General features: G+C 66.6%; 12 protein-coding genes. 11 read left to right on the forward strand and 1 reads right to left on the reverse strand.

Annotation, left to right across the window (positions count from 1 at the left end; translation table 11 throughout):
- Positions 1–16: 16 nt before the first annotated feature.
- The 10 genes from kdpB (at position 17) to LGM89_RS07955 (ending at position 9532) form a co-directional block, all read left to right on the forward strand.
- A complete protein-coding gene (gene kdpB, locus LGM89_RS07910; RefSeq protein ID WP_226273012.1) occupies positions 17–2065 on the forward strand; it encodes a potassium-transporting ATPase subunit KdpB in 2049 nt (682 codons plus the stop codon).
- 80 nt (positions 2066–2145) lie between these two features.
- The gene (locus LGM89_RS07915) at positions 2146–3852 is read left to right on the forward strand and encodes a DUF4118 domain-containing protein (RefSeq protein ID WP_226272783.1); all 1707 of its coding nucleotides are present in this window, start codon (positions 2146–2148) and stop codon (positions 3850–3852) included.
- Positions 3849–4601 carry a response regulator gene (locus LGM89_RS07920; RefSeq protein ID WP_226272784.1) on the forward strand — a complete coding sequence of 251 codons (753 nt, stop codon included), beginning with the start codon at positions 3849–3851 and terminating at the stop codon, positions 4599–4601. The genes LGM89_RS07915 and LGM89_RS07920 overlap by 4 nt, the downstream gene beginning before the upstream one ends.
- Positions 4602–4874: 273 nt before the next feature.
- Positions 4875–5648, forward strand: a complete 774-nt coding sequence (locus tag LGM89_RS07925; protein ID WP_124576198.1) for an ABC transporter substrate-binding protein — start codon at positions 4875–4877, stop codon at positions 5646–5648.
- Between the two features lie 173 nt (positions 5649–5821).
- Positions 5822–6511, forward strand: a complete 690-nt coding sequence (locus tag LGM89_RS07930) for an ABC transporter permease (protein ID WP_041493367.1) — start codon at positions 5822–5824, stop codon at positions 6509–6511.
- On the forward strand, positions 6508–7221 hold the full coding sequence (locus LGM89_RS07935) for an ABC transporter permease (RefSeq protein ID WP_046549412.1): 714 nt from the start codon (positions 6508–6510) through the stop codon (positions 7219–7221). Before LGM89_RS07930 ends, LGM89_RS07935 begins: the two co-directional genes overlap by 4 nt.
- Positions 7222–7254: 33 nt before the next feature.
- Positions 7255–8022 carry an ABC transporter ATP-binding protein gene (locus tag LGM89_RS07940; protein ID WP_039344915.1) on the forward strand — a complete coding sequence of 256 codons (768 nt, stop codon included), beginning with the start codon at positions 7255–7257 and terminating at the stop codon, positions 8020–8022.
- Between the two features lie 93 nt (positions 8023–8115).
- Positions 8116–8550, forward strand: a complete 435-nt coding sequence (locus LGM89_RS07945; protein ID WP_124659799.1) for a cupin domain-containing protein — start codon at positions 8116–8118, stop codon at positions 8548–8550.
- A 316-nt stretch (positions 8551–8866) separates the two neighbouring features.
- A complete protein-coding gene (locus LGM89_RS07950; protein ID WP_167347852.1) occupies positions 8867–9004 on the forward strand; it encodes an HHHH-motif protein in 138 nt (45 codons plus the stop codon).
- Between the two features lie 60 nt (positions 9005–9064).
- Complete coding sequence (locus LGM89_RS07955) at positions 9065–9532, forward strand: DUF3761 domain-containing protein (protein WP_089443092.1); 468 nt, start codon at positions 9065–9067, stop codon at positions 9530–9532.
- Positions 9533–9638: 106 nt separating this feature from the next.
- Here the strand turns inward: LGM89_RS07955 and LGM89_RS07960 are convergent, their stop codons facing one another.
- Entirely contained in the window at positions 9639–10994 is a 1356-nt protein-coding gene (locus tag LGM89_RS07960; protein WP_226272785.1) for a polyhydroxyalkanoate depolymerase, read from the reverse strand.
- 289 nt (positions 10995–11283) lie between these two features.
- On the opposite strand from LGM89_RS07960, the gene LGM89_RS07965 reads away from it, so the two are divergent.
- Entirely contained in the window at positions 11284–11949 is a 666-nt protein-coding gene (locus LGM89_RS07965) for a glutathione S-transferase family protein (protein ID WP_089497507.1), read from the forward strand.
- Positions 11950–12120: the final 171 nt, after the last annotated feature.

A 12120-nucleotide genomic window follows, 5' to 3' on the forward strand; every position in this document is an offset into this window, starting at 1 on the left:
GATCAATCCAGTGGCGATGCCGGTCGGCGGCGTGCCGCCGATGCGCTGGACGGCCGTGCTGCGCGAGGCGTTCCGCAAGCTCGCGCCGCGCGTGCAGTTGAAGAACCCCGTGATGTTCGTCGTGTATCTCGGCAGCATCGTCACGACCGTGCTGTGGCTGCAGGCGCTGGCCGGCACGGGCGACGCGCCGGCCGGCTTCATCTTCGCGGTCGCGTGCTGGCTGTGGTTCACCGTGCTGTTCGCGAACGCGGCCGAGGCGCTGGCCGAAGGGCGCGGCAAGGCGCAGGCCGATGCGCTGCGTGCGGCGCGCAAGCGCGTGTACGCGAAGGTGCTCGACGAGCCGAAGCAATTCGGCAGCACCAGCCATCGCGTGCCGAGCGACGAGCTCGCGGCCGGCAGCATCGTGCTCGTCGAAGCCGGCGACACGATTCCCGCCGACGGCGAAGTGATCGACGGCGTCGCGTCGGTCGACGAATCGGCGATCACCGGCGAATCCGCGCCGGTGATCCGCGAGTCGGGCGGCGATTTCTCGTCGGTGACGGGCGGCACGCGCGTGCTGTCCGACTGGATCATCGTGAAGATTACCGCGCAACCGGGCGAGGCATTTCTCGACCGGATGATCGCGATGGTCGAAGGCGCGAAGCGCGGCAAGACGCCGAACGAAGTCGCGCTGACGATCCTGCTCGTCGCGCTGACGATCATCTTCCTGCTCGTGTGCGTGACGCTGCTGCCGTTCTCGCAGTTCAGCGTGCTGCTGAACGCGTCGGGCACGGCGGTGAGCCTGACGGTGCTGATCGCGCTGCTCGTGTGCCTGATCCCGACGACGATCGGTGCGCTGCTGTCGGCGATCGGCATCGCCGGGATGAGCCGCATGATGCGCGCGAACGTGCTCGCGACGTCGGGCCGCGCGATCGAGGCGGCCGGTGACGTCGACGTGCTGCTGCTCGACAAGACCGGCACGATCACGCTCGGCAACCGCGAGGCCGTGCAGTTCCGGCCGGCGCCGGGCGTGGACGAGCGTGCGCTGGCCGAGGCCGCGCAACTGTCGTCGCTGGCCGACGAGACGCCCGAGGGGCGCTCGATCGTCGCGCTCGCGAAGCAGCGCTTCTCGCTGGACGTGGCCGCGACCGCAGGCAGCATCACCGTGCCGTTCAGCGCACGCACGCGGATGAGCGGCCTCGACATCGGCGAGCGCCAGGTGCGCAAGGGTGCGGCGTCGGCGATCCGCGCGCACGTCGATGCGCTCGGCGGTGTGTTTCCTCAAGCGGTCGAGACGGCCGTCAACGACATCGCGCGACGCGGCGGCACGCCGCTCGTCGTGGCCGACGGTGCCCGCGTGCTCGGCGCGATCGAGCTGAAGGACATCGTCAAGCACGGGATCGCCGCGCGCTTCGCCGAGTTGCGCAAGGTCGGCGTGAAGACCGTGATGATCACCGGCGACAACCGGCTCACCGCGGCCGCGATCGCGGCGGAAGCCGGCGTCGACGACTACCTCGCCGAAGCGACGCCGGAAGACAAGCTGCGACTGATCCGCGAGCACCAGGCGAAGGGCCATCTCGTCGCGATGACGGGCGACGGCACCAACGACGCGCCCGCGCTCGCGCAGGCCGACGTGGCCGTCGCGATGCACAGCGGCACGCAGGCGGCGAAGGAGGCGGCCAACATGGTCGACCTCGACAGCAACCCGACGAAGCTGATGCAGGTGGTCGAGGTCGGCAAGCAGATGATCATGACGCGCGGCGCGCTGACCACGTTCAGCGTGGCCAACGATCTCGCGAAGTATTTCGCGATCATCCCGGCCGCGTTCGTCGCGACCTATCCGGCGCTCGGCGCGCTGAACGTGATGGCGCTGCACAGCCCGACGTCGGCGATCCTGTCGGCGGTGATCTTCAATGCGTTGATCATCGTCGCGCTGATTCCGCTCGCGTTGAAGGGCGTGAAGTATCGCGCGGAGCCGGCGGAGAAATTGCTGGGGCGGAACTTGCTGATCTACGGCGTGGGCGGGATCATCGCGCCGTTCATCGGCATCAAGCTGATCGACATGCTGTTGACGCCGTTTATCTGACCGAACGCGCCGCCGCGGCCCCGCTCACGCCTTCATGGCGTGCGCGGGGCCGTTCGGCGTTTCAATTGCCGGAAGCGATCATGGATGTGAAGGTGAACGTGAGCGAAGCGAATCGACGGGCAACGGGGCCGCGGGACACCGCCGCCCGCCGCAGCGGGGACGGCGTGCGCCGCGACCGCTGGCGCGGCGTGCTGCGCGCGTGCGCGATGCTGGCCGACCGCATCGCGGGCGCCGGGCCCGACACGCAGCCGACGCTGGCCGTGCGCGAAGCGCGACCGCGCACGCACGTATGGGTGTCGCGGTACGCGGTGCCGCTGCTGCTCGCCACGCTCGTGTGCGCGCTGGCGACGCTGGCGGCCAGCGCGCTGCTGCGCGTGTTCGACCTGTCGAACGTCGTGATGCTGTTCCTGATGACCGTCGTGCTGATCGCGCTGCGGCTCGGCCGGCTCGCCGGCGCGTGGGCCGCGTTCGTGTGCGTCGGCTGCTTCGACTTCTTCTTCGTCGAGCCGAGGCTGTCGTTCGCGGTGTCCGATACGCAGTACGTGTTCACGTTCGCGCTGATGCTGGCCGTCGCGCTGGCGATCGGCCAGCTTGCTGCACGACTGCGTGCGGAGGCGCGGGCCGCGCGTGCGAACGAGAAGCGCTCGGCGGCGCTGGCCCGGGTTGCGCATGACCTGTCGGCGGCGATCGAGACCGAGCAGATCGCATCGATCTGCACCGGCACGATCGCGCCGCTGCTCGGCGTGCGCGTCGCACTCGTGCTGCCGGATGCAAATGACCATCTGATGCCGGCGCAGCACGCCCGGTTCGTCGAAGCACCGATTGCCCGCTGGGTCTACGAGCATGCACGTGGCGCGGGGGGCGGGCTGCCGCCGTTCGAGCGCGCGGCCGCGCAGTACCTGCCGCTGAAGGCGCCGATGCGCGTGCGCGGCGTGCTCGTGCTGTTCGGCGACGCGCAGCCGGTGCCCACCGACCCCGACGATCGCCGCCTGATCGACGCATTGTGCTCGTCCATCGCGATGGCGCTCGAACGCGTGCACTACGTCGGTGTCGCGCAGCACACGCTGGTCCGCATCGAAGGCGAGCGGCTGCGCAACGCGCTGCTCGCCGCGGTGTCGCACGACCTGAAGACGCCGCTGACCGCGATCCGCGGGCTCGCCGAGACACTGGAGCGGCCCGAGCGGCTGGCCGACGGGCAGCCGGCCGCGCTCGCGCACGGCATCCGCAACCAGGCCGAGGCGCTGCACGGGCTCGTCGTCAACCTGCTCGACCTCGCGCGCATGCAGAGCGAGGGCGTGCGGCTGAATCGCGAATGGCACATGCTCGACGAGATCGTCGGCAGCGCGCTCGCGCATTCGGCCGGCGTGCTGGCCGGCCGCGACGTGAGCACCGACTTGCCGGCCGACCTGCCGCTGATCGACGTCGACGCGCTGCTGATCGAGCGCGTGCTGATGAACCTGCTCGACAACGCGTCGAAGTACGCGGGCACGGACGCGGCCGTGGCGGTGCGCGCACGCGTGTTCGGCGAAACGCTGTACGTCTTCGTCGAGGACGACGGCCCCGGCTTCATCGCGCGCAACACCGAGCCGCTGTTCGAACCGTTCGAGCGCGAACGCAAGGAATCGTCGATCAGCGGCGTCGGCCTCGGGCTCGCGCTGTGCCGCAGCATCGTCAACGCGCACGGCGGCTCGATCCGCGCGGTGCCGCTCGATCCGCACGGCGCGCGGTTCGAGGTTCGCCTGCCCCTGGGCGCGCCGCCCGATATCGAACACGAGAGCCGGACATGATCAGATCGCGCGTACTTATCGTCGAGGACGAATCGGACATCCGCCGTTTCGTGCGGATGGCGCTGGAACAGGAAGGGCTCGACACCTGCGAGGCGTCGACGGCCCGCGAGGCGCGGATGTATGCGTCGAGCAGCAAGCCCGATCTCGTGATCGTCGATCTCGGGCTGCCGGACGACGACGGCAAGACCTTCATCCGCGAGCTGCGCAAGTGGTCGACGGTGCCGGTGATCGTGCTGTCGGCGCGGCAGCAGGAAGTGGAGAAGGTCGCGGCGCTGGATGCGGGCGCGGACGACTACCTGCCGAAGCCGTTCGGCGTGCCCGAACTGCTCGCACGGGCGCGTGCGCAGTTGCGGCGCGCGGCGTTCGTGTCGGCCGACGGGCAATCGTCGTCGATCGTGCGGTTCGGCGACGTGACCGTCGATCTCGGCAAGCACGAAGTGGCGCGCGGCGGCGCGCCCGTTCACCTGACGCGCCTTGAATTCCGGCTGCTCGCCGCGCTGATCCGCGCACGCGGCGGCGTGATCGCCGCGCGGCAATTGCTGGCGGAGGTCTGGGGCATCCACGACGCGGACCGCGCGCACTACGTGCGCGTGTACATGACGAACCTGCGGCAGAAACTCGAGCCGGTGCCGGCGCGCCCGCGGCACCTGCTGACGGAGCTGCAGTTCGGCTACCGGCTGGTCGGTCTGGAAACGGTCGTCACGGCGGACGGGCCGCGCGACGCGGCGCCGGCAGGTCTAGACAACTGAAATCCCGCTCCCGGCCGTGCGCCGGCGCGCGGAGAAAGCTGTTGTTTAGCTCGGTGTAATTCGCAATTAATTGAAATATAAGGAAATTTGCGACCCACGATCCTATTGGTCCGACAATTAGAGATAAACACGGATTGCTGGCGCACCTTCTGAAAAGGCAAAGTTGTATGTACAACTTGGCGTGTCGCCGGAACGGGCGGCCTCCGGGTTGGAAGGGTTCACGGCGGCGCTGCCCGACGGAACCCGGCCCAGTTCGCCTCTGACAGGAACGCCATGAAGAAACTCGCGCTCAGTATTGCCCTTGCCTGCATCGCGGTCGGTGCCCACGCCAAGGATTGGTCGACGATCCGGTTCGGCGTCGACGCCAGCTATCCGCCGTTCGAATCGAAGGACGCAAGCGGCAAGGTCGTCGGCTTCGACGTCGATCTCGGCAACGAGATCTGCGCCCGCCTGAAGGCGAAATGCGTGTGGATCGAGAACGACTTCGACGGGATGATTCCCGCGCTGAAGGCGAAGAAGTTCGACGGCGTGCTGTCGTCGATGTCGATGACGCCGGCGCGCGCCGAGCAGATCGCGTTCTCCGACAAGCTGTTCAACACGCCGACGCGCCTCGTCGCGAAGAAGGGCACGAACCTGCAGCCGACCGCTGAATCGCTGAAGGGCAAGTCGGTGGGCGTCGAGCAGGGCACCATCCAGGAAACCTACGCGAAGGCCTATTGGGCGCCGAAGGGCGTGCAGGTCGTGCCTTACCAGAACCAGGACGGCGTGTACCAGGACCTGATGTCGGGCCGCCTCGACGCGGCGCTGCAGGACGCGGTGCAGGCCGACATCGGCTTCCTGAAGACGCCGCGTGGCGCGAACTTCGCATTCGCCGGCAAGGACATCGACGATCCGAAGACGCTCGGCAACGGCGCCGGCATCGGGCTGCGCAAGGACGACGCCGACCTGAAGGCGAAGATCGACCACGCGATCGCCGACATCATCAAGGACGGCACGTACAAGAAGCTCGAGAAGAAGTACTTCGCGTTCGACGTCTACGGCGGCTGACCCACCACGCGGCGCGCATCGATTGCGTGCGCGCCGCGGCTGTCGCGGGTGCAACCCGCTTCGCGCGATGCGTCCGACTTGATGAGCAGGTTGCATCAGGTAGTGCGCAGATATCGTTTGATGCGCGGGTAATGGCTATTGACAATCCAGCCACATCGTTCTGGATCCCTCATATGATCTTCCAAGGATTTGGCCCGCTGTTGTGGGCCGGCACGGTGGAAACCGTGAAGCTCGCGGTGCTATCGCTCGCGGCGTCGCTCGTGCTGGGCCTCATCGGCGCGAGCGCCAAACTGTCGACGAACCGCATGCTCAAGTCGATCGGCACCTTCTACACGACGCTGATCCGCGCGGTGCCGGACCTCGTGCTGATGCTGCTGCTGTTCTACGGGATCCAGATCCTGCTGAACAACGTCACTGACATGCTCGGCTGGGACCAGATCGACATCGATCCGTTCGTGGCCGGCGTCATCACGCTCGGCTTCATCTACGGCGCGTACTTCACCGAGACGTTCCGCGGCGCGTTCCTCGCGGTGCCGCGCGGCCAGCTCGAAGCGGGCTTCGCATACGGGATGAGCGGCTGGCGCGTGTTCCGCCGCATCCTGTTCCCGCAAATGATGCGCTTCGCGCTGCCCGGCATCGGCAACAACTGGCAGGTGCTCGTGAAGGCCACCGCGCTCGTGTCGATCATCGGCCTCGCCGATGTCGTCAAGGCGTCGCAGGACGCGGGCAAGAGCACGCTCGATTTCTTCTTCTTCACGCTGGCTGCAGGCGCGATCTACCTCGCGATCACGACGGTCTCCAACGTCGTGCTGCATCACCTCGAGAAGCGTTATTCCGTCGGTGTCCGGAGGCTCGCACTGTGATCGAACTCGTCAGCCAGTACTGGCAAAGCTATCTCTACACCGACGGCTACCGCTTCAGCGGCCTCGCGATCACGCTGTGGCTGCTGGTGGTGTCGATCGCGTTCGGCTTCGCGCTCGCCGTGCCGCTCGCGATCGCGCGCGCGTCGTCGAACCGCTGGATCTCCGGCCCGGTGTGGCTCTATACGTACGTGTTCCGCGGCACGCCGCTCTACGTGCAGCTGCTGATGTGCTACACGGGCATCTACAGCCTGCAGGTCGTGCACAACCACGTGCTGCTCGACACGTTCTTCCGCAACGCGATGAACTGCACGCTGCTCGCGTTCGTGCTGAACGAATGCGCGTATGCCACCGAGATCTTCGCGGGCGCGATCAAGGCGACGTCGGCCGGCGAGATCGAGGCCGGCATGGCCTACGGGATGTCGCGCTTCAAGCTCTATACGCGGATCATCCTGCCTTCCGCGCTGCGCCGCTCGCTGCCGAGCTACAGCAACGAAGTGATCCTGATGCTGCACGCGACGACGCTCGCGTTCACCGCGACCGTGCCCGACATCCTGAAGGTCACGCGCGACGTCAATTCGGCAACCTACATGTCGTTCCAGGCCTACGGCATCGCGGCCGTGCTGTACGCCGCCGTCGTGTTCACGCTCATCTGGGCGTTCCGCAAGCTCGAGACGCGCTGGCTTGCGTACCTCTCGCCGCGCGGCCATTAACGCATTCGCAAGATTCGCAAGGAAGGACCCAGCATGTACAAGCTTACCGTTGACAACCTGCACAAGAAATTCGGCGACAACGAGGTGTTGAAGGGCGTGTCGATGAAGGCGAAGGCCGGCGACGTGATCAGCATCATCGGCTCGAGCGGCTCCGGCAAGAGCACGTTCCTGCGCTGCATCAACTTCCTCGAGCAGCCGTGCTCCGGGCAGATCACGATCGGCAGCGAGCCGATCCAGACCACGCGCGACCGCAACGGCTCGCTGCGCGTGGCCGACCAGAAGCAGCTGCAGCGGATGCGCACGAAGCTGTCGATGGTGTTCCAGCACTTCAACCTGTGGGCTCACATGACGGTGCTCGAGAACATCATCGAAGCGCCGATGGCCGTGCTCGGCGTCGGCAAGGACGAAGCGATCGCGCGGGCGCGCAAGTACCTGGAGAAGGTCGGCCTCGCGCCGCGCGTCGAGGGCATGTATCCGTCGCACCTGTCGGGCGGCCAGCAGCAGCGCGTCGCGATTGCGCGCGCGCTCGCGATGGAGCCGGAAGTGATGCTGTTCGACGAGCCGACGTCGGCGCTCGATCCGGAGCTCGTCGGCGAAGTGCTGAAGGTGATGCAGAAGCTCGCCGAGGAAGGCCGCACGATGGTCGTCGTCACGCACGAGATGGGTTTCGCACGCAACGTGTCGAATCACGTGATCTTCCTGCATCAGGGGAAGATCGAGGAGGAAGGGAATCCGCAGGAGATTCTCGTGAATCCGAAGAGCGAACGGCTCGGGCAGTTTCTGTCGGGGCGGTTGAAGTAAGCGGGCAGGCGGCGTCGCGCCTCATCCGCGACGTCGCATACTGGAACGCTAAATGCTTGTCACGCGGGATCCTTTCAATGAAGGAGCACCGCGATGAGCACACCGACCACCACCGCCTTTTCCCATGTGAAGCCGCAGGACACCGCGTATCGCGGCGAAGGCCTGCGCGACTTCTTCCTGTATCGCGATCTCGGTATCGCGGCCGCGACGAACGGCAAGGTCGTCGCGCAACTCGTCAGGGCGAATCATGCACCGGAGGCGGGCACCGGCTGGCACCGTCACGAGGCCGAGTTCCATATCGTGATCATGCTGAAGGGCTGGGCGCGCTTCATGTACGGCGAACGGGAGACGCTGGTCAGCGCCGGCGACTGCGTGCACCAGGCGCCGGGGATCGTCCACTATCTGTTCGACTACTCGCCTGACATGGAGTACCTGGAGATCGTCGGGCCCGCCGATTTCAAGTCGATCGACGTCGAAGGGCCATGCGCGGTGCCGCCGCCGACGCCGTGGGGTGAGGCGGGGGCGTAGCTGCCGTCGTGCTTTCGCGTGCATCGCGTCCGTTCGCCTGTTTGTGACAAACCGCCCTCGTGGCGGTTTTTTCTTGCGCGTTCCACGGAGGTTTCCGTGCGCTCCGCGTTTCCTGCTTCACATTCTTTCGAATTCCGAAGGGTCGCGAAGCTGAAGATCCGGAAAGAAAAGAAAGACATTCGTCAGCTTCGATGCGTTGACGGCGCCGCGATGTCAAAGATCGTCAATTGCGCGTGGATGCGGTGCACGGCTAGTCGACGACCGACGTTAAGGAAGTACCAGCCGGATCACCGGTTGAGTTACCCGGGAGAGTTTCATGAAGCGCATCGCGAAGATCCTGACGGCCACCGCAGTGGCATGTGCCGTTCTTGCTCCGGCACTGGCCGAAGCGCATTCGCACCGTGTGTGTCATTTCGATCATCACCACCATCGCGTGTGCCGCTGGGTGCGGTAACCGCGACTTTCCCGGGGATACCCGGAACGCATGCTTTATCAGGCAAATCAGGAGAGGACTATGAAAAAGACGATGTTGATCGCCGCGCTGGTCGCCGGCATGGGGTTGTCGATCGGTGCATTCGCGCAGGTTCCGGCCAGCGCGCCGGCCGGCACGACCGGGCTGTGCAAGGACGGCTCGTTCTACTCGGGCGCATCGAAGAAGGGCGCATGCGCCGGCCACAAGGGGGTGAAGACCTGGTACGGCGCATCGTCGGCGGCAGCCGCCAGCGCACCGGCCGCAGCGCCGGCCACGGCAGCCTCCGCAGCCCCGGCATCGGGCACCGCGCCGGCGAAGAGCGCGGCAGCGACGACCGCGGCGGCAGCGCCGGGCGGCGGCGCGGGCAAGGTATGGGCCAATGACAGCACGAAGGTCTACCACTGCTCGACCGACAAGTACTACGGCAAGACGAAGCACGGCAGCTACATGTCGGAAGCCGACGCGAAGGCGAAGGGCTACCACGCGTCGCACGGCAAGGCCTGTTCGTAATACAGGCTGACGCGCGAGCCGCTCCCTCGCGCGTCGTCGGCACGCTGCCGCACCTCACGCCCCGCCACCCCCGGGCGGGGCGTTTCATTTTCAGCGCCGTCCGGCTTCAGTGGGCGAGCTGCGATTGCGTGTCGGTCGCTGCATCGGGCGCGGCCGCGCGGGCGTCGAGCAGCGCGCGCAACGTCACGTAGTGCGTGCCGTCCGGGTTACCGTCTGCATCGGCAGTGCGATCGTATGGCTCGTTGTCGTGGATCGTCGCGCGCACGATCGGATAGATCTGCGTTTCCCAGCGGCTGCCGTTGAACACGCCGTAGTGACCTGCGCCCGTCTGCACGTGATGCGTCTTCAGGTACGGCGGCAACCCCGAGCACAGCTCCTGCGCGGCCACCGTCTGGCCGACCGCGCAGATATCGTCCTTCTCGCCTTCGATCGTCAGCAGCGCGGTGCGATGAATCGCCGCCGGTTCGACGAGCCGGTCGCCGACCGTCAGCTCGCCGCGCGCGAGCGCGTATTGCTGGAACACCTTCTCGACCGTTTCCAGATAGAACTCCGCGGTGAGATCGGCAGTCGCGAAGTATTCGTCGTAGAAGTGCCGCAGCGTGTCGGCCTTCGCCGGGTCGCCCTTCGCGCGTTCGTAATACAGGTCGGCGAACGACGCCGCATGGCGATCGGGATTCATCGACATGAACGCGCCCACCTGCACGAAGCCCGGATACACGCAGCGCTGCGCCCCGACGAAGCCCGCCGGCACGACGCTGATCAGGTTGCGCGCGAACCATTCGATCGGCTGGCTCGTCGCGAGCGCGTTGACCTTCGTCGGATTCACGCGGCAATCGATCGGGCCCGCCATCAGCGTCAGGCTCGCGGGCTGCGCAGGATCGCCGCCGGCAGCCATCAACGCGACTGCCGCGAGCGCGGCGACGGTCGGCTGGCAGATCGCGAGCACGTGTGCATCCGGGCCGATCTGGTGGATGAAGTCGATCACGTGCGCGACGTATTCGTCGAAGCCGAACCGTCCGGCCGTCAGCGGGATGTCGCGCGGGTTGTGCCAATCGGTGATGTACACGTCGTGGTCGGCGAGCATCGTCTGCACCGTGCCGCGCAGCAGCGTCGCGAAATGCCCGGACATAGGAGCTACGATCAGCACGCGCGGCTGGCGCGCCACCGGCAGCGCCTTGCGGAAATGCAGCAGCGTGCCGAATGGTGTGCCCGCGGCGGCTTCCTCGACGATCGGTACCGCTTCGCCGTCGACGACGATCGACGCGATGCCGAACGGCGGACGCCGATGCGAGAACGCGCAGCATTCGAGCAGTTCGCACAGCGCGTCGAGCATGCGGCCGGTCGGCGTCGCGGTGGCGGGCGGCCACAGCGACATCGTCGCGCGTGCGGCAGCGGCCCATGCGCGTGCCGGGCGCGTGCATTCCGCAGACCATTGATAGAACGGATAGGCAAGCAGATTCATGGCTGTCGCTCGTTGTGCCGCGTTGCATGGAACGAGGCAAGCGATGTGCCAGCCTGCGGCTGGCACGCGCGTTGCACGCGGTTCGGGAACGCGGCGACGCAGGCGGCACGCGACACCCGGCAGCCGCACGCGATGCGTTGCCCGGCCGGCCTGTCGTGCGGCACGTGACGCGACAGCGTGCGGCGCTGCGCCAGTTCGGCGAATGCGCGGCACCGGCATGGTGCGGGTGATGCCGCGTGGCGTCCGTTTTCGGTGCAGGGGCACGAACGGTCTTGAACAGGGGAGCGACATGGAAGTCACCGGAGGACAGACGACGCTGACCATCAGCAGCCGCAATTACTCGTCGTGGTCGATGCGCGGCTGGCTGCTCGCGAAGCTGAGCGGCCTCGTGTTCGAGACGGTCAGCGTGCCGATCGATGCCGCGTCGCGCGCGGAGTTGCTGTTGCTGTCGCCGTCGATTCTCGTGCCGTGCCTCACCCACGACGGCAACACGGTATGGGACACGCTCGCGATCGCCGAATACCTGAACGAAATCCGGCCGCAGGCGCGGCTGCTGCCTGAAGACCGGAGAGCCCGCGCGCATTGCCGGTCGATCTGCGGCGAGATGCATTCCGGTTTCAGTGCGTTGCGCTCCGCATTGCCGATGAACCTGCGCGCGCATTTCCCCGGCTTCCGCATCTGGTCGCGTGCACAGCACGACATCGAGCGGATCGTGACGATCTGGCGCGAGTGCCTGGCCGCGTACGGCGGCCCCTGGCTGTTCGGTGCGGAGATCGGCATCGCCGATGCGATGTATGCGCCGGTCGTCACGCGCTTCCTGACCTACGACGTGAAGCTCGAGCCCGATATCGCCGAGTACTGCATGCAGGTGCTCGCGCATCCGTTCGTCGCGGAGTGGATCGATGCGGCGAAGGCGGAGCACGAAGACATCGACGAACTCGACATGGAGTTCTGACGCGCGGAATCGCTCGGCGCTTTCAATTGCACTACACGCGCTAGCATTGAAATGAACTTTCCGCTGTGGCTGCGCGACTCGCAAACGTTTTACCTTGATTTCGGTTCGAAACGAGGACGAATCCCCTAAAGGATGTTGAGCACGCTGACGTAAACGAGTCACGGGGATGAC

Source organism: Burkholderia sp. AU31624 (assembly GCF_020420065.1).
GTDB lineage: Bacteria > Pseudomonadota > Gammaproteobacteria > Burkholderiales > Burkholderiaceae > Burkholderia.

Coding starts and splice junctions, on each gene's coding strand:
- LGM89_RS07945 (WP_124659799.1), top strand. CDS start 8,116: ATGAGCACACCGACCACCACCGCCTTTTCCCATGTGAAGCCGCAGGAC.
- LGM89_RS07965 (WP_089497507.1), top strand. CDS start 11,284: ATGGAAGTCACCGGAGGACAGACGACGCTGACCATCAGCAGCCGCAAT.
- LGM89_RS07955 (WP_089443092.1), top strand. CDS start 9,065: ATGAAAAAGACGATGTTGATCGCCGCGCTGGTCGCCGGCATGGGGTTG.
- LGM89_RS07915 (WP_226272783.1), top strand. CDS start 2,146: ATGGATGTGAAGGTGAACGTGAGCGAAGCGAATCGACGGGCAACGGGG.
- kdpB (WP_226273012.1), top strand. CDS start 17: ATGCCGGTCGGCGGCGTGCCGCCGATGCGCTGGACGGCCGTGCTGCGC.
- LGM89_RS07920 (WP_226272784.1), top strand. CDS start 3,849: ATGATCAGATCGCGCGTACTTATCGTCGAGGACGAATCGGACATCCGC.
- LGM89_RS07960 (WP_226272785.1), bottom strand. CDS start 10,994: ATGAATCTGCTTGCCTATCCGTTCTATCAATGGTCTGCGGAATGCACG.
- LGM89_RS07930 (WP_041493367.1), top strand. CDS start 5,822: ATGATCTTCCAAGGATTTGGCCCGCTGTTGTGGGCCGGCACGGTGGAA.
- LGM89_RS07940 (WP_039344915.1), top strand. CDS start 7,255: ATGTACAAGCTTACCGTTGACAACCTGCACAAGAAATTCGGCGACAAC.
- LGM89_RS07925 (WP_124576198.1), top strand. CDS start 4,875: ATGAAGAAACTCGCGCTCAGTATTGCCCTTGCCTGCATCGCGGTCGGT.
- LGM89_RS07950 (WP_167347852.1), top strand. CDS start 8,867: ATGAAGCGCATCGCGAAGATCCTGACGGCCACCGCAGTGGCATGTGCC.